The sequence below is a fragment of the uncultured Psychroserpens sp. genome (assembly GCF_947492715.1).
In the GTDB taxonomy this organism is placed as follows: Bacteria; Bacteroidota; Bacteroidia; order Flavobacteriales; family Flavobacteriaceae; genus Psychroserpens.
This window is the reverse complement of record NZ_CANLNS010000001.1, coordinates 1,025,924-1,041,977: the sequence shown is the minus strand read 5'-3', so window position 1 is coordinate 1,041,977 and position 16,054 is coordinate 1,025,924. Positions and strand designations below refer to the sequence as shown.

At 33.3% G+C, this 16,054-nt stretch carries 19 protein-coding genes; 18 read left to right on the top strand and 1 reads right to left on the bottom strand.

The features are described 5' to 3' along the window. Nucleotides 1-23: 23 nt before the first annotated feature. On the bottom strand, nucleotides 24-1,079 hold the full coding sequence (locus Q0787_RS04630) for a ferredoxin--NADP reductase (RefSeq protein ID WP_298901080.1): 1,056 nt from the start codon (nucleotides 1,077-1,079) through the stop codon (nucleotides 24-26). Nucleotides 1,080-1,191: 112 nt separating this feature from the next. Here Q0787_RS04630 and Q0787_RS04625 point away from each other — a divergent pair, with 112 nt between their 5' ends. The 18 genes from Q0787_RS04625 to Q0787_RS04540 all read left to right on the top strand — a co-directional run bounded on the left by Q0787_RS04625 (nucleotide 1,192) and on the right by Q0787_RS04540 (nucleotide 16,014). Beyond that, nucleotides 1,192-1,596: a DUF2059 domain-containing protein gene (locus Q0787_RS04625; RefSeq protein WP_298901079.1), complete on the top strand. Its 405-nt coding sequence runs from the start codon at nucleotides 1,192-1,194 to the stop codon at nucleotides 1,594-1,596. A 25-nt stretch (nucleotides 1,597-1,621) separates the two neighbouring features. After that, nucleotides 1,622-3,103 carry a DUF5687 family protein gene (locus tag Q0787_RS04620; RefSeq protein WP_298901078.1) on the top strand — a complete coding sequence of 494 codons (1,482 nt, stop codon included), beginning with the start codon at nucleotides 1,622-1,624 and terminating at the stop codon, nucleotides 3,101-3,103. A 15-nt stretch (nucleotides 3,104-3,118) separates the two neighbouring features. Then, nucleotides 3,119-3,826, top strand: coding sequence for an ABC transporter ATP-binding protein (locus Q0787_RS04615; protein ID WP_298901077.1), 708 nt, complete (start codon nucleotides 3,119-3,121; stop codon nucleotides 3,824-3,826). Between the two features lie 125 nt (nucleotides 3,827-3,951). Continuing rightward, complete coding sequence (locus tag Q0787_RS04610; RefSeq protein ID WP_298901076.1) at nucleotides 3,952-6,522, top strand: tetratricopeptide repeat protein; 2,571 nt, start codon at nucleotides 3,952-3,954, stop codon at nucleotides 6,520-6,522. 10 nt (nucleotides 6,523-6,532) lie between these two features. After that, nucleotides 6,533-6,979, top strand: coding sequence for a polymer-forming cytoskeletal protein (locus tag Q0787_RS04605; protein WP_298901074.1), 447 nt, complete (start codon nucleotides 6,533-6,535; stop codon nucleotides 6,977-6,979). Nucleotides 6,980-6,989: 10 nt separating this feature from the next. Continuing rightward, nucleotides 6,990-7,169 (top strand): AtpZ/AtpI family protein, encoded by a 180-nt coding sequence (locus tag Q0787_RS04600; RefSeq protein ID WP_298901073.1) that lies wholly within the window; start codon nucleotides 6,990-6,992, stop codon nucleotides 7,167-7,169. Continuing rightward, complete coding sequence (locus tag Q0787_RS04595; protein ID WP_298901072.1) at nucleotides 7,170-7,556, top strand: DUF6168 family protein; 387 nt, start codon at nucleotides 7,170-7,172, stop codon at nucleotides 7,554-7,556. A gap of 116 nt (nucleotides 7,557-7,672) precedes the next feature. After that, complete coding sequence (gene atpB, locus Q0787_RS04590) at nucleotides 7,673-8,791, top strand: F0F1 ATP synthase subunit A (protein WP_298901071.1); 1,119 nt, start codon at nucleotides 7,673-7,675, stop codon at nucleotides 8,789-8,791. 42 nt (nucleotides 8,792-8,833) lie between these two features. Next, a complete protein-coding gene (gene atpE / locus Q0787_RS04585) occupies nucleotides 8,834-9,025 on the top strand; it encodes an ATP synthase F0 subunit C (protein ID WP_033959615.1) in 192 nt (63 codons plus the stop codon). An 80-nt stretch (nucleotides 9,026-9,105) separates the two neighbouring features. Next, nucleotides 9,106-9,606 carry a F0F1 ATP synthase subunit B gene (locus Q0787_RS04580; RefSeq protein WP_298901523.1) on the top strand — a complete coding sequence of 167 codons (501 nt, stop codon included), beginning with the start codon at nucleotides 9,106-9,108 and terminating at the stop codon, nucleotides 9,604-9,606. 4 nt (nucleotides 9,607-9,610) lie between these two features. Next, on the top strand, nucleotides 9,611-10,150 hold the full coding sequence (atpH, locus tag Q0787_RS04575) for an ATP synthase F1 subunit delta (protein WP_298901068.1): 540 nt from the start codon (nucleotides 9,611-9,613) through the stop codon (nucleotides 10,148-10,150). A 39-nt stretch (nucleotides 10,151-10,189) separates the two neighbouring features. Next, nucleotides 10,190-11,770, top strand: a complete 1,581-nt coding sequence (atpA, locus tag Q0787_RS04570) for a F0F1 ATP synthase subunit alpha (protein WP_298901067.1) — start codon at nucleotides 10,190-10,192, stop codon at nucleotides 11,768-11,770. A gap of 51 nt (nucleotides 11,771-11,821) precedes the next feature. Next, nucleotides 11,822-12,682, top strand: coding sequence for an ATP synthase F1 subunit gamma (gene atpG, locus Q0787_RS04565; RefSeq protein ID WP_298901066.1), 861 nt, complete (start codon nucleotides 11,822-11,824; stop codon nucleotides 12,680-12,682). A gap of 153 nt (nucleotides 12,683-12,835) precedes the next feature. Further along, nucleotides 12,836-13,678, top strand: coding sequence for an alpha/beta hydrolase (locus tag Q0787_RS04560; protein ID WP_298901065.1), 843 nt, complete (start codon nucleotides 12,836-12,838; stop codon nucleotides 13,676-13,678). Between the two features lie 3 nt (nucleotides 13,679-13,681). Beyond that, entirely contained in the window at nucleotides 13,682-14,179 is a 498-nt protein-coding gene (locus Q0787_RS04555; protein WP_298901064.1) for an RNA polymerase sigma factor, read from the top strand. Then, entirely contained in the window at nucleotides 14,166-14,720 is a 555-nt protein-coding gene (locus Q0787_RS04550; protein WP_298901063.1) for a hypothetical protein, read from the top strand. Before Q0787_RS04555 ends, Q0787_RS04550 begins: the two co-directional genes overlap by 14 nt. Before the next feature lie 155 nt (nucleotides 14,721-14,875). Then, entirely contained in the window at nucleotides 14,876-15,403 is a 528-nt protein-coding gene (locus tag Q0787_RS04545) for a hypothetical protein (RefSeq protein ID WP_298901062.1), read from the top strand. Between the two features lie 101 nt (nucleotides 15,404-15,504). Continuing rightward, the gene (locus Q0787_RS04540; RefSeq protein ID WP_298901061.1) at nucleotides 15,505-16,014 is read left to right on the top strand and encodes a hypothetical protein; all 510 of its coding nucleotides are present in this window, start codon (nucleotides 15,505-15,507) and stop codon (nucleotides 16,012-16,014) included. Nucleotides 16,015-16,054: the final 40 nt, after the last annotated feature.

The window sequence follows — 16,054 nt, the reverse complement described above, 5'->3', positions numbered from 1 at the left end:
AATTTTAGCAGATGACGTGTATTTTACACATCGTCATAATCCACAAAAAGTGTTGGCGTTGTTGGGTGAGCTTGGCAGGTTAAAATAAGTCCATCTGCCAATTCACCATCTGTTAAAATATTATTTTGCCTCATGGTTGCTTTGCCTTCTGTAATTTTGGCAATACAACTGCTACAGATACCCCCTTGACAAGAGTATGGCGCATCAATATCTTCATCTAAAGCAGCCTCCAGAACAGATTGTTTCTGTGACATTTCAAAAGTTAAGGTTTCATCATCTAGAAGCACAGTGACTTTTGTTCTACCATCAGGAACCGATGTGTTGTTAATTTCAGCAGGTTTGGCCGCCTTAAATAACTCAAAGTGTATGCGGTTTTCGTCGATATCATGATCAGTTAAAACATCCTTAACTGTATGTATCATTCCTTCAGGACCACAAAGATAATACGCATCAACTTCCACATGTTTATACCTATTTTTCATGACATAGTTAACTGTGCTTTTTTCAATTCTACCAAAAATAGCATCATCTTCATCGGCCTGACTAAATACAAACTGAATTGAAAAACGAGAACTGTATTGATGTTGCAACTCTAAAAGTTCTTTTAAGAACATGGTGTCTTTTGTAGATTTATTACCATAAACCAATATCACCTTGCTCTGCACTTCTTCTTCTAAAGCACATTTAATAATACTCAATACTGGTGTAATCCCACTTCCAGCAGCAAAAAGGGCAATATTTTTTGTTTTAGAATCGTTAGGTTCAAAGACAAAACGACCTTTTGGTGGAGCGACTTCTAAAATAGCACCAGATTTAAGTTCGTGATTTGCATATGCCGAAAATGTGCCATCTTCTACTTCTTTTACTGCAACCTTAAGTGTTCCGCTTTTAGGAGATGTACAAAGTGAATAATCGCGTCTAACTTCATTGCCATTAATGGTTGTTTTTAAGGTAATATATTGTCCAGCCTTAAACTGGAAGGTATCTTTAAGTTCTGGAGGGACATCAAAGCTAATAGTTACAGCTTTTTCCGTTTCTTTGGTTATTTCCTTTATAGTGAGATTGTGAAATTGTGACATGAATATTTTTTTTGTAAAAATAACAAATCGAACTAGGAATCGTATTTTAGTTGTAACAAAATCAAATTTAGCGACACTAACATTTCATAATAATCAAACATTGACACAAACCATGAAAAAATTAATTTACCTTATTGCATTTGTTTGCACGTTTTCAATCCAGGCTCAAGATCATTCAGAGTTTAAAACGCAAACCATTGAGTTTATAAAACTTACGGGAACTACAGATATGTTTAATAACGCTATTTCGCAAATTGGAGCAATGGTACCTACCGACAAAAAAGAGGCCTATACTAAAGAAGCCAATGGCACCTTAGATGGTTTATATAGTAAATTAGCAGATGTATATATGAAAGAATTCTCAAAAGAGGAGATTCAAGGTTTGGTAGCTTTTTATAATTCGGATTTAGGAAAAAAATTGGCATCAAAGCAAACAGAGCTAACTCAAGCAGGAATGTCTATCGGCCAATCTTGGGGAATGGAATTATCTCAAATAGCTCAAAAATACACTAACTAATTAGTGATTAACTAACCAAAAACATATGAAACTTAAGCATTTTTTAAACTTAGAATGGAAGCAGTTTTTTCGTTCGGCAAGTTTTGGTAAAAGTATTGCGATTAATATCTTGATGATCTTTTTTGCGCTGTACTTTGTTGGAATTTTTCTATTCCTAGGTATCTTTTTACATAAACTTTTAGGAAAAATAAATCCAGATCAAGACCCTCTGTCAACGTTAAACGCGTTCATGTTTTACTATATTATTGCAGATATTGCCATGCGTTTCTTTTTTCAGAAATTACCTGTGATGTCGGTAAAACCTTTACTTACATTACCTGTAAAACGCAGCAAAGTGGTTAATTATGTTTTGCGGAAATCGGCATTTTCATTTTTTAATTTTTTACCGCTGTTTGCGTTTATACCATTTAGCATCACACTGTTAACTAAAGGATATCCTACAGCTTCAGTACTTGCATGGTTATTAACAGCGATTGCAGTGACCCTTATCATTAATTTTTTGAATTTTATTTTAGAGAGTTTTTCTTCAGAAAGAGAACTGTCTTTTCTACCTGTAATTGTACTCGTAGGAGGATTATTTGCTTTAAATCATTTTAATGTTATATCATTTGCAGATATCGTAGCGCAAGGCTATACAGCTATTTACGATAATCCAGTATTCGTTCTGGTACCAATAGCTATACTGGTGGCTTTATATGTGATTAATTTTAAACAGTTGAGGTCTAAACTTTTCCTTGATAGTTCATTAAAAACAAAGACTACTGTTGTCAACGCTTCTAATATGGATTGGACTAGGCGTTTTGGGGATATTGCACCTTTTATGCAATTAGATTTAAAGTTGATATGGAGAAATAAACGAACTAAATCTATGGTTATGCTTTTAGCGATTGGATTACTATATGGATTGTTCTTTTATCCACAGCCTATATATAGAAACATGGTATTTATGTATGCATTTATTGGTGTGTTTTCTACTGGATTTTTTCTTATTAATTTCGGTCAATTTATTCCAGCTTGGGATAGTGGATACTATAAAATGCTTATGAGTCAAAACATTAAATACGAGCAATACCTTCGCTCTAAATTTATTCTTATGATTATGAGTGTGGTGATTTTATTTGTACTAGGTATTCCATATGTATATTTTGGTTGGAAAATTCTAATTGCGCATTTTGCCGCAGCGGTCTATAACATTGGTGTGAATTCTCATGTGATTTTATTAGGAGGCTCTTTCAACAGAAAAAAAATAGACTTAGATAAAAGAGCTGCATTTAATTACCAAGGGACAGGAGCTGTGCAGTGGTTAATAGGTATTCCTTTAATGGTGCTTCCAATGGGCTTGTTTGGTATTACCAATTGGTTGGCTGGGTTTGAAGCCGCAATTGCAGTTCTCCTAATATTGGGTATTTTAGGAATTGTATTTCATAAAAAAATAATGAAATTCATCACTCAAAAATATCTCAATTCAAAATATAAAATGATTGACGCGTTTAGTCAAGATAGTTAAAAAGACAAAAATATTATGATTTATACAAAAGACCTTTCAAAAGCATATAATGGAAAGCAAGTTTTAAAAATAGATGAACTAGGAATTCCAAAAGGACAAAGTTTCGGACTTGTAGGAAATAATGGTGCAGGTAAAACAACTTACTTTAGCTTGCTATTAGACCTCATAAAACCAACCACAGGAAACATTACAAATAATAGTGTAGTTGTTGATAAAAGTGAAGATTGGAAACCCTTTACATCAGCATTTATCGATGAAAGTTTCCTTATTGGTTATTTAACTCCAGAAGAATATTTTTACTTTATAGGTGAATTGAGAGGGCAGAATAGGGCAGATGTGGACAGTTTGGTGTCACAGTTTGAAGACTTTTTTCACGACGAAATATTAGGGCAAAAAAAATATCTTAGAGATCTTAGTAAAGGAAACCAGAAAAAAGCAGGAATTGTTGCCGCTCTTATAGGAAATCCTGACGTAATCATCCTAGATGAGCCTTTTGCAAACTTAGACCCTACAACACAAATACGTTTGAAAGGAATTATTAAGAACCTCGCAGAAAAACAAGGTGTAACAGTTTTGGTATCAAGCCATGATTTATTACACGTTACAGATGTCTGCGAACGTATAGTCGTTTTGGAAAAAGGAGAGGTTGTAAAAGACTTAGAAACTAATGAGGCGACTCTTAAAGAATTAGAGGCGCATTTTTCAGGTTCAGAGGTCGTTTAAGAGTTTACAATACATCTAAAAACAGGCCATTTTTCGGTGATAATTCAAAAAGATGCTTATTTTTACAGCATTGCATAATATATGCAAGCGATTTTAGTTATAGTATTTACAAAAAACTAAACCACTTGAATACATCTTTAAAATTCTTTATATCACTGTTTTGCGTGACGCTTATTGTTACAAGTTGTTCGCGTAAAAAAGACACGTTTATCAATAGAAATTTTCATGCTTTAGGCACGAAATATAACATTCTTTATAACGGAAATATTGCGTTAGAAAAAGGAAGAGAAACTGTTGATAATGCGGCAACTGATAACTATTGGGAACTCTTACCAATAGAACGCATGCAACTTTCAGAAGAAATCGTATTGCCAGGTCAATCTAAAAATCAAGATTTCGAGCGTGCGGAAGAAAAGGCTATTAAGGCGGTACAAAAGCATGGAATGAATATAAAAGGGAAAGAGTATAACCCTCAAATTGACGAAGCTTATCTTTTACTGGGTCAGGCACGTTATTTTGACCAGCGATTTGTTCCTGCATTGGAAGCGTTCAACTATATTTTATACAAATACCCAGCTAGTGATAAAATTAACACCGCAAAAGTTTGGAGGGAAAAGGCTAATATTAGATTAGAAAATAATCAGTTGGCTATAAAAAACCTAAAACGCCTTTTAGATCAAGAAGAACTTGAAGATCAAGATTTAGCCGATGCCACTTCAATGCTAGCTCAAGCCTATATTAATATAAAATCTAAAGATAGTGCTTTAGTTGAATTAGCTACAGCAGCAGAATTTACCAAAAAGAATAAGGAAAAAGCACGATTCAATTATATCATCGGGCAATTGTATAACGAGTTTGGTGAAAAAGACAGTGCCAATATCGCTTTTGATAAAGTGATAGACATGCATCGTAAAATTCCTAGACCATATTATATTAATGCGCATTTAGCCAAATCGTATAATTTTGATATGGAAACTGGCAACCAAACTGAGTTTTTAGACTATTTAACAGACCTCGAAGAAGACCGAGAGAATCGTCCGTTTTTAGATAAAATTTATTACCGAATTGCAGAGTTTCACAGAGCTAATAAAAGTGATTCATTGGCAGTCGCTTATTACAATAAATCATTGCGTACAAATCTTGGAGATAAAGAATTGATGTCTAGAGATTATGCAACGTTGGGTGATATGAGCTTCGATGAAGCTAAATACAAAAGGGCAGGTGCTTATTACGACAGTACTATGACCAATATGAAACTTAATTCAAGACCTTATCGCATAATTAAGCGAAAGCGAGAGAACTTAGAAGATGTTATCTACTATGAGGATATTGCACAGGCTAATGATAGCATTCTAAGATTAGTTAATATGTCTGATGATGAGCGATTGGCCTATTTTACAGATTATACGAACAAACAAAAAGCCATTGCTGAAGCTGAAAAAGAAAAGGCTGAAATAGCCGAACGTCTTAAATCGGCAAATTCAGGATTGGCAACAAATAATAATAGTGTCAATAAATCAGGAAAATCTGTAAGAGTAGACCCAACGGCCAGTAAAGGACAAAAGCAAGAGTTTTATTTTTACAATTCAACAACAGTTGCTTTTGGAAAAAATGAGTTTGTAAAAATTTGGGGAGATAGAGCGCTAAAAGACAACTGGAGACTTTCAGATTCTAAATCTCGACCTGGAGGAGCTGCTGCAGGCACTAATGATATTGTAGCAAGCGCTTCTGAAAATGAAAAATTTGACCCAGAATTTTATATTTCTAAGATTCCTACAGATCAAAAGGTTATTGATAGCTTAGCCAAAGACCGAAATTATGCCTACTATCAATTAGGTGTGATTTACAAAGAGAAATTCAAAGAGTATGAGTTAGCTATGAATAAGCTCGAAACACTTTTACAAAATAACCCAGAAGATCGACTTATATTACCTTCTAAATACAATTTACAAAAGATATATACTGAATTGGGCCTAAGCAGTAAAGCTAATGCTATGAAATCAGATATCGTTAGTAATTACCCAGATTCGCGATATGCAAAAATACTATTAAACCCGCGTTCAGAATTTGCCAAAGATGAAAATAGCCCAGAGAGTCTATATGAAGGCTTATTTAAGAAGTTTGGTGATCAGGAATATGCAGAAGTTATTTCGCAATCCGAAAAATATATTACAGAGTTTGAAGGGGATCCTATGGTGCCAAAATTTGAAATTTTAAAGGCATCCGCTAATGGAAGATTACATGGTTTCGAAGCCTATAAGAACGGCGTAAACTTTATTGCCCTAACCTATCCAAACTCCGATGAAGGAAAGCAGGCTCAGGAGATTATGAAATCTGTGATTCCTATTTTAGCGAAAAAGGAATTTGTGAGTAATGATGCCACAAAACATTTTAATGTATTATACCCTTTCAATAACGATGAGAAAGACCAAATAAAAGACTTTGTAGAACAACTAAACGATGCGATCTCTAAAGTTAACTATTTCGAACTATCTACGTCTATAGACATCTATGACGCCAATACAGTCTTTGTGGTAGTTCATGGATTAACCAGTATTCAAGGAGCAGCAGGTTTTGCCGAGATCCTAGAAGAGAGCAAAAACAAAATTGACCGAAATTTCTATTCAATTTCTTCGCCTAACTACGAAATTGTACAACGACATAAAAACTTAAACGAATACCTAGAATCTCAATAAACTTAGACCTATGTTTTCAGACAAAAAAACAGGACGTATGGCTTCAGAAACAATTTCACAACAGAACACAATTGCTAAAGGCACTGTTATTACAGGAGATATTATTAGCGAAGGCGATTTCAGAATTGAAGGCTCAATTCAAGGAAATATCAAAACACCAGGAAAGGTGGTTATTGGTAAAACAGGAATCATTAATGGAACATTAAAAAGCGCAAATGCCGATATTGAAGGAAAATTTATGGGCAAATTATTGCTTTCAGATACACTATCATTAAAATCTTCAGCGCATGTTGAAGGTGAAGTGATCGTTGGTAAATTAGCAGTAGAACCAGGAGCCACTTTTAACGCCACATGTTCTATGAAAGGCAGCCTAAAAGAAACAAGTCATGGAGCAACCGGACAACAAACCACAATCAAACCACCAACAAGACCAACAGAAAAAGGACAAACCGCTTAAACAAGCTTTAATGCTAACAGGCATAGGTCTAGAAATGGGAGCTATTATTTATGGCTTTGTCATGCTGGGTAAATGGCTTGATGCAACATACAATGATGGCGAAAAAATGTTCATTATATTTTGTACACTTGCAGGTGTTGCCATCTCACTTTTTATTGTTGTTAAACAACTTAATCGAATTCATAAATAAATGAATCAATCGCTACTAAAATTTTCCTTAAAGATTATATTAATTCTTGTCGTTGTATTTGGACTTCATGTACTAACACTTAAGTATTTAGAATATCCATTATTTGACAATAAAATTGTACTTGCTTACATTGTAAATGGCATTTTAGCTATTTTAATCTTTGCATTCTTGCAAAAAATGAAAGACAAATACAAAGAACAACTAGGCTTTTTGTTTATTGCCGGAAGTTTAGTAAAATTTGCTGTGTTTTTTATTTTATTTTATGGTGCCTATAAAGCAGATGGGACCATATCTAAATTAGAGTTTGCCGCCTTTTTTATACCTTACCTTTTGAGTTTAATTATTGAAACATCTAGCTTGGCAAAATGGTTAAATAAATTAGAATAGAACCGCCTTTTTTAACAAACAAAAACACCCTAAGAAATAAAGTTCAAAATAGTTTTTGTTTTTGATATAAAACCATACCTTTGCAGCGATTTTTAAGCCACTATTATTTAAGTGATATGCATAGAAAAATAACTGTTAAGACAATTACCTTATTATTACTTTTAGTATCCTTTACTTCGTTTGCAAGTGAAGGTGAAGGGAAAGGAGATAAAAAATCTGAAATCAAAGAGTATATTCAACACCACTTGAAAGATTCTTATGACTTTAGTTTGTTCTCATATACAACCGACGAAGGCGAACATAAATATATTGGTTTTCCGCTTCCAGTTATTCTTTGGGATGGAGGATTAAAAGTCTTTTCGTCATCAAAATTCCATCATGGAGAAGAATTAGCTGAGGTTGATGGAAACTTCTATAAACTATATCACAATCACATTTATAAAACAGATGCTAACGGAACCATCAATTATGATGAAGACCATAAGCCTACAAATGCAAAACCATTTGATATGTCAATAACAAAAAGTGTTGTGATGATTATCCTTACGGGCTTGTTAATGTTTTTCTTATTTAGAAGTTTAGGGCGTTCATATGGTAAAAATGGAGGTATTGCAAAGGGTGTTGGTCGTTTCTTTGAGCCTATTGTACTTTATATTAGAGATGACATTGCTATTCCAAATATTGGTGAGAAAAAATACATGAAATATATGCCGTTTTTACTAACCGTATTTTTCTTTATATGGTTCTTAAATATTTTTGGTTTAACGCCATTAGGGGTTAATGTTACTGGAAATCTTGCCGTAACAGCATCGTTAGCGATATTAACTTTTTTATTAACGAATTTTACAGGAACGAAAGATTACTGGAAGCATATTTTTGATCCATTAGGGAACTCTATGCCTTGGTACGCTAAAGTAGTTCTGTACATTATATTAATTCCTATTGAAGTTTTAGGAATCTTTATTAAGCCATTCTCATTATTAATACGTTTATATGCAAATATGCAAGCAGGACATATTGTATTAATGAGTTTAATTGGTTTAATGTTTATTTTCAAAAGCGTTATTGGAAGCCCATTATCATTTGGATTGGCCTTTGCAATTTCACTTATTGAAATATTAGTAGCATTGCTACAAGCATATATTTTTACAATGTTATCGGCACTTTACTTTGGTTTTGCTGCTGAAACTCACGAGCATGCCGAAGAACATGAAGGTGAGATACAGCACTTGTAAGAATACTAAATATTGAATGTTTAATTTTTAAATATATTTATTATGGAAATCCCAGTAATGGTAGGTGCAGGTTTAGTTGTAATTGGAGTTGGTATTGGTATTGGTAAAATTGGTGGTTCTGCTATGGAAGCAATCGCTCGTCAACCAGAATCTTACGGAAAGATCCAAACAGCTATGCTTATCGCAGCAGCCTTAATTGAAGGTATTGGATTTGCTGCATTATTTGCGGTATAATTAAAAACCAAAAAGTAACCTTGTAACGGTTGGTTGCAAGGTTGCTTTTATTGAAAATTAAATTGATATAACAATTATATATTATGAAGTTATTAGAAGATTTTTCTTTAGGACTATTTTTCTGGCAAACATTATTGTTTGTACTCCTTTTATTATTGCTTAAAAAATATGCTTGGAAGCCAATTTTAAATGCAGTAAATGAAAGAGAAGAAGGGATTAAAAATGCATTAGACTCTGCTGAAAATGCTAAGAGAGAAATGGAAAACCTTCAAGCAGATAACGAAAAGTTATTACAAGAAGCACGTTTAGAACGTGAAGCAATGCTTAAAGAAGCGAGAGAGCTTAAAAATAAGATGATTGAAGATGCTAAAGGTGAAGCTTCAGCACAAGCTAGCAAAATTATTGAGCAAGCTCAAGCTGCAATTGCAAGTGAAAAGCAAGCCGCAATTTCAGATCTTAAAGCACAAGTAGCTAACTTATCTGTAGAGATCGCAGAAAAAGTTGTAAAAGATGAATTATCTAACAAAGACAAGCAATTAAAATTGGTTGAGACAATGTTAGGTGAAGCAAAATTAAACTAAAGCCATGGCAGGAACAAGAGCAGCAATTCGTTATGCGAAAGCAGTTTTAGACTTAGCTCAAACTCAAAATACAGCGAAAGCCGTTAATGAGGATATGGTGCTAATCGCTAAATCTGTTGCAGACAACAAAGACTTAAACGACATGATTCAAAGTGCTGTAATTAAGTCTACTGATAAGAAAAATGCTTTATTAAAAGTGTTTCCTAAAGCAAACCCAATGTTTTCTGGCTTGTTAGATGTTTTGGTTAAAAATAAACGTATGAACATTTTAGGAGATGTTGCTTCTAAATATGTTGAATTATATGAAAAGTCTCAGAATATTGAAGTAGCAAATGTTACTACAGCTGTGCCTTTAACAGATGATTTAAAAAGCAAAGTACTTGCCAAGGTAAAAGAATTGACAAGTGCTGATAAAATTGAGATTAAAAATACAGTAGATGAAAGCATCTTAGGTGGTTTCATTTTGCGTGTGGGCGATGTCCAGTATAATGCAAGTATTGCTAATCAATTGAATACATTAAAAAGAGAATTTACATTAAATTAAACTTGCCCTAAGCAAAACGAGGGGTCAAAATAGAATAAGATGGCAGAAGTAAAACCAGCTGAGATATCAGCAATCTTAAAACAACAACTTTCAGGTTTTGAAGCGAGTGCTTCATTAGACGAAGTTGGAACAGTATTAACTGTAGGTGACGGTATTGTGCGTGCTTACGGATTAGCTAACGCTCAATACGGAGAATTAGTAGAATTCGATGGTGGATTAGAAGGTATCGTTCTTAACCTTGAAGAAGATAACGTAGGTATTGTATTATTAGGTGCTTCAGTAGGAGTAAGAGAAGGATCTACAGTAAAACGTACTGAACGTATCGCCTCTGTAAACGTAGGTGAAGGTATTGTTGGTCGTGTTGTAGACACTTTAGGTAACCCTATTGATGGTAAAGGACCAATTGCTGGCGAAACTTACCAAATGCCTTTAGAGCGTAAAGCACCAGGTGTTATTTACAGAGAACCAGTAACAGAGCCGTTACAAACAGGAATTAAAGCGATTGATGCTATGATTCCAGTGGGTAGAGGTCAACGTGAGTTGGTAATTGGTGACCGTCAAACAGGTAAAACAACTGTTTGTATCGATGCGATCTTAAATCAAAAAGAATTTTATGATGCAGGTAATCCTGTATATTGTATATATGTTGCAGTTGGACAAAAAGCTTCAACTGTAGCAAACATTGCTAAGACTTTAGAAGAAAAAGGAGCTTTAGCATATACGACAATAGTGGCTGCAAATGCATCAGATCCTGCTGCAATGCAAGTTTATGCACCAATGACAGGAGCTTCTATTGGAGAATATTTTAGAGATACTGGTCGTCCAGCATTAATTGTTTTTGATGATTTGTCAAAGCAAGCCGTTGCATATCGTGAGATATCTTTATTACTACGTCGCCCACCAGGACGTGAGGCGTATCCTGGTGATGTTTTCTACCTTCACTCAAGATTATTAGAGCGTTCTGCAAAAATCATCAATGACGATGCGATTGCAAAAGAAATGAATGATCTTCCTGAGGCATTAAAACCAATGGTAAAAGGTGGTGGTTCTTTAACGGCTTTACCAATCATTGAAACTCAAGCAGGTGACGTTTCTGCATATATTCCAACTAACGTAATTTCTATTACAGATGGACAAATCTTCTTAGATGGAGATTTATTTAACTCTGGTGTACGTCCAGCAATTAATGTAGGTATTTCGGTATCTCGTGTTGGTGGTAATGCACAAATTAAATCAATGAAAAAAGTATCAGGAACATTAAAATTAGATCAGGCTCAGTTCCGTGAACTTGAAGCATTTGCTAAGTTTGGTTCTGATTTAGATGCTGTTACTTTAAACGTAATTGAAAAAGGTAAACGTAACGTTGAAATCTTAAAGCAAGCACAAAACGATCCGTTTACAGTTGAAGATCAGGTTGCAATTATTTATGCAGGATCTAAAAACTTATTAAAAGACGTTCCTGTGAACAAGGTAAAAGAATTCGAAAGAGATTTCATTGAATTCTTAAAGGCTAAGCATTCAGATGTTTTAAGCACTTTAAAAGCAGGAAAATTAACTGATGAGGTTACAGATACATTAACAACTGTAGCGAGCGACTTATCAGCTAAATATAGAGCATAATTAATAATCCTGTGCTCAATTTGAACACAGGATATTTTCATATTTCAAAATATGGCTAATCTAAAAGAAATACGTAATAGAATATCATCAGTATCTTCAACGATGCAGATTACAAGTGCTATGAAAATGGTATCTGCTGCAAAATTGAAGAAAGCTCAAGATGCTATTACGGCAATGCGTCCTTATTCAGATAAATTGACAGAACTTTTACAGAGTTTGAGTGCTACTTTAGATGGAGATTCTGGAAGTAAGTTTGCGACACAGCGTGAAGTTAAAAAAGTACTTATAGTAGCAATTACTTCTAATAGAGGTCTTGCAGGTGCTTTTAATTCAAACATTATTAAAGAGGTTACAAATCTAACAAATGACACTTATGCAAATCAAGAGGTGTCGTATTTAGCTATTGGTAAAAAAGCTAACGATGCTTTCAAGAAAACAGATCGTGTTATCGCTAACAAGAGCGAAGTTTTTGATGAGTTAACTTTTGATAATGTAGCTGAAATTGCTGAAATGTTAATGGATAAATTTGTTGAAGGTGATTTCGATAAGATTGAAATCGTTTACAATAAATTTAAAAATGCAGCAACGCAGATTGTAATGACAGAGCAGTTTTTACCTATTGTACCAATGGAAGGAGAAACTAACACGAATACAGATTATATTTTTGAACCTTCAAAGGTTGAGATCGTAGAACAACTTATTCCTAAGTCATTAAAAACACAATTGTATAAGTCTGTTAGAGATAGTTTTGCTTCAGAACATGGTGCGCGTATGACTGCTATGCATAAAGCAACAGATAACGCTACAGAATTGAGAGATCAATTGAAATTAACTTATAATAAGGCTCGTCAAGCAGCGATTACTAATGAAATCTTAGAGATTGTTGGTGGAGCAGAAGCGCTAAACAACTAATACTTATTAAGTTGTCGTATTGATATAGTTTTGGTACGCACAAACATAAAAAACCCAACTCGTACGAGTTGGGTTTTTTATGTTTTAAATTTAATCTGTAACATTTTCATGGTTTTGTATCTAAAGAGAAAAATCAATTTAAAACAAAACAATATGAAAACATTTAAGAATATCTTATTACTCATAATTTGTACACTTAGCATCGGGCTTCAAGCTCAAACTAAAACCTTTGATGTAAAAGTTCAAGGAAAAGGTAAACCTATACTACTGTTTCCTGGATTTACATGTACAGGAGATGTTTGGAAGGAGATTGTAACAGAATTATCTAAAACAAATGAATGTCATGTGTTCACTTTTGCTGGATTTGGAGATGTACCAGCCATAGAGAAACCATGGCTTTCTAAAATTAGAGAAGGGATAGACCAATATATTACAGAAAACAAACTAGAGAAAGCAACTATAATTGGTCATAGCCTAGGAGGAACTTTAGGTTTATGGTTAGCTATAGATGAGAATGCCAGATATAATAAAATTATTGTTGTAGATGCACTTCCTTCAGCGGGCGCCTTAATGATTCCGAACTTTAATAGTGATACCATTGTTTATGATAACCCTTATAATCAAAGATTACTAGATATGGATGCCAATAACTTTGAGATTATGGCAACACAAATGGCAACAGGGATGTGCTTAAATAAAGAAAAACATGATGTAATCAAAGCATGGATATTAAAAGCAGATAGAAAAACATATGTTTATGGCTATACCGATTTGCTTAAATTAGACTTAAGAGAACCTATAACCAAAATTAGAATTCCTATAACAATTCTTGCCGCTACACAACCTTATGGAGAAGATAATGTAAAGAAAACCTATAAAGAACAGTATAAGAACCTAGAGAAATACTCGATTAAATATGCTAAAGAATCGGCTCATTTCATTATGTTCGATCAACCCAAATGGCTTTTAAAGACTATTAATGAAGAACTACAATAGTAAATGAAATCGTTAGACCACCAATTTAAACACCTTTATGAAGCCAACTATAATAAAGTTCTTCGGTTGTGCTTAGGGTATACTAGTGGAGACACGATGTTATCAAAAGATTTGACACAGGAGGTCTTTATAAAAGTTTGGCAAAACCTAGAATCGTTTAGACAGGAATCTAGTATATCTACATGGATTTATAAAATTGCCGTAAATACATGTCTTTTAGAATTAAGGAAGAAAAAAACGATAGGAATATCAGATCACCTGAATCACTTAGAGCAACCTTTAGAAAATACTTCTGCTAATATGGACATTAAGTTGAAACAGCTGTATTCATGTATAGGTTGTTTAAAACCAGAGAACAAGAGTATAATTCTACTAGAACTTGAAGGATTACCTCAAAAAGAGATTGCAGAAATAACAGGTTTATCTCACGAGGCCATTAGAGTACGAATCCATAGAATTAAAAATGAATTAACTAAATGCGTTAAAAATGACAACATTTAAGGATCTAAAATCCCAATGGGAGAAACAACCAGAACAAAATACACCTAAAGATGGACCTGAATTAATAGTTCAGAAGATGAATATTCTCAAAAGAAAACAAGGAATTGCAAATTTTGTTTTGTTAACTACAGTACTAGTTTTGATAGGCTTTTTCTTCTATATAGAAGCTCATAATAATGCAACTGTTACCCTTGCTTTATTACTAATGATAAGCGCTTTATTAATTAGAGTTATTATTGAGTTTTTTAGTATTAAAAAGCTAAAAGAAATTGATATCACTGAAAACTCATCTGTTTTCAGTTCAAATATGATAAGCTATTATAAAAAGAGAATAAGAACACATTACATTGTAACACCAATAATTATAATACTCTATTGTGCGGGTTTTATTATGTTATTACCTTCTTTTAAGGATAATTTATCAAGTGGGTTTTATATTTATATTAAATCTTCAGCCATAGTTGTCTTATTGTTAATGGTACTTTTTATTAGAAAACAAATCAAAAAAGAACTTATAATATTAAAAGGATTGAGTAATTAATACGGTTAAATCAACGTTAAGGGTAGGTCTTATTAAGTTTTAAGAAAGTGCTAAAATCTTACAAATAATTACAGATAATCGATTAAAAGAATATTTAATCGATTAAACTCAATATATTAATTATATTAACCCTCCAAATCTTAACCGAAATTGACATGAAATTATTTAAGAAGTTGACTTTTGCCATTGCTCTGGTAGCCATTATTTCGACTACTTTTCAATGTGCAAGCCCCAAAATTGCCACGACACAATTTGAAAATCAAGCTCCGTTTAAACTCAAACCTGTTTACTTTCAAGAATGGTATGCAGGAATTAAAGTTGGAACAACAGGTCTGAATGTTTTCCTTCCTTTGACTAACGTAAATCAGAATGTAACTATTGATAGTATTTATTTTAGAAACTTAAAAGGTAAACTAGTTAAGAAAGAAGGAAAGTACGTTGCAGTTCTTGAGAACGCCTTTAAAGGATACACGTTTAAAAAGACCGAACGCCCAGATGATTACCCATTTGAACTATTAGATTATGAGTGCGTAATCAGCTATATTGAAAATGGAGTTGTAAAGTATTATAAAACTAGCCAATTAAATGAAGTGGCAGGAACATATTATGAAAATGGCCCACCATCTTTATATTTAGAAACAGCTTCATCTGGAATGGCAACTCTTGATGACGATGAGAATTAATATCGCATTATAATAACTTTAAAGTCTTGCTTATTCAAGCAAGACTTTTTTTATGGCACTAATTTTGAAATTGTATATTTATAATAGTTAATTATTTTAAAATGAAATTTATAAAACAAGCGTCATTTTTACTAGTAATGTTTATACTTATGGCAAGTTTTTCTCAATGCTCTTCTTCTCAGAAATTACAAAACAAACCGCCTACAGAATTTGGGCAAGTGTATTACCAATATTGGGCAGCAGGGATTAAAGATGGAGGTTCGGGCGTAAATATTTATATTCCTGTTACCGATACCTCTATTGCTTTAGATAGTGTATATTTTAAGGGTAAAATGACTAAACTTGAATTATCATCAGGAAATAAACAACTATATATAGGCTTATTTAGAACACATGCAAACCAGGTTGAAGATGTTATTTTAAGTAGTGACTCAAAAGAAGAATACGCTAATAAAATGCCAATGAATAAGACGTCTATTTCTTTCGATTTAAATGATGATGAATGTGTTGTGAGTTATCAAAAAAGAAATAAAACGCAATACTATAAAATTTCAAATATTAAACAAAAAGCACCAATAAATTTTCCTAGCGCTCCACCAAACGAGCAATAACTATCCTTGGTTCACGTTTGCTAAAAACGTATTTTTAGCA

Bases quoted from the DNA above. Each gene is read 5' to 3' on its own strand.
- Q0787_RS04630 (WP_298901080.1), bottom strand. From the start codon at position 1,079: ATGTCACAATTTCACAATCTCACTATAAAGGAAATAACCAAAGAAACG.
- Q0787_RS04625 (WP_298901079.1), top strand. From the start codon at position 1,192: ATGAAAAAATTAATTTACCTTATTGCATTTGTTTGCACGTTTTCAATC.
- Q0787_RS04620 (WP_298901078.1), top strand. From the start codon at position 1,622: ATGAAACTTAAGCATTTTTTAAACTTAGAATGGAAGCAGTTTTTTCGT.
- Q0787_RS04615 (WP_298901077.1), top strand. From the start codon at position 3,119: ATGATTTATACAAAAGACCTTTCAAAAGCATATAATGGAAAGCAAGTT.
- Q0787_RS04605 (WP_298901074.1), top strand. From the start codon at position 6,533: ATGTTTTCAGACAAAAAAACAGGACGTATGGCTTCAGAAACAATTTCA.
- Q0787_RS04600 (WP_298901073.1), top strand. From the start codon at position 6,990: ATGCTAACAGGCATAGGTCTAGAAATGGGAGCTATTATTTATGGCTTT.
- Q0787_RS04595 (WP_298901072.1), top strand. From the start codon at position 7,170: ATGAATCAATCGCTACTAAAATTTTCCTTAAAGATTATATTAATTCTT.
- atpB (WP_298901071.1), top strand. From the start codon at position 7,673: ATGCATAGAAAAATAACTGTTAAGACAATTACCTTATTATTACTTTTA.
- atpE (WP_033959615.1), top strand. From the start codon at position 8,834: ATGGAAATCCCAGTAATGGTAGGTGCAGGTTTAGTTGTAATTGGAGTT.
- atpH (WP_298901068.1), top strand. From the start codon at position 9,611: ATGGCAGGAACAAGAGCAGCAATTCGTTATGCGAAAGCAGTTTTAGAC.
- atpA (WP_298901067.1), top strand. From the start codon at position 10,190: ATGGCAGAAGTAAAACCAGCTGAGATATCAGCAATCTTAAAACAACAA.
- atpG (WP_298901066.1), top strand. From the start codon at position 11,822: ATGGCTAATCTAAAAGAAATACGTAATAGAATATCATCAGTATCTTCA.
- Q0787_RS04560 (WP_298901065.1), top strand. From the start codon at position 12,836: ATGAAAACATTTAAGAATATCTTATTACTCATAATTTGTACACTTAGC.
- Q0787_RS04555 (WP_298901064.1), top strand. From the start codon at position 13,682: ATGAAATCGTTAGACCACCAATTTAAACACCTTTATGAAGCCAACTAT.
- Q0787_RS04550 (WP_298901063.1), top strand. From the start codon at position 14,166: ATGACAACATTTAAGGATCTAAAATCCCAATGGGAGAAACAACCAGAA.
- Q0787_RS04545 (WP_298901062.1), top strand. From the start codon at position 14,876: ATGAAATTATTTAAGAAGTTGACTTTTGCCATTGCTCTGGTAGCCATT.
- Q0787_RS04540 (WP_298901061.1), top strand. From the start codon at position 15,505: ATGAAATTTATAAAACAAGCGTCATTTTTACTAGTAATGTTTATACTT.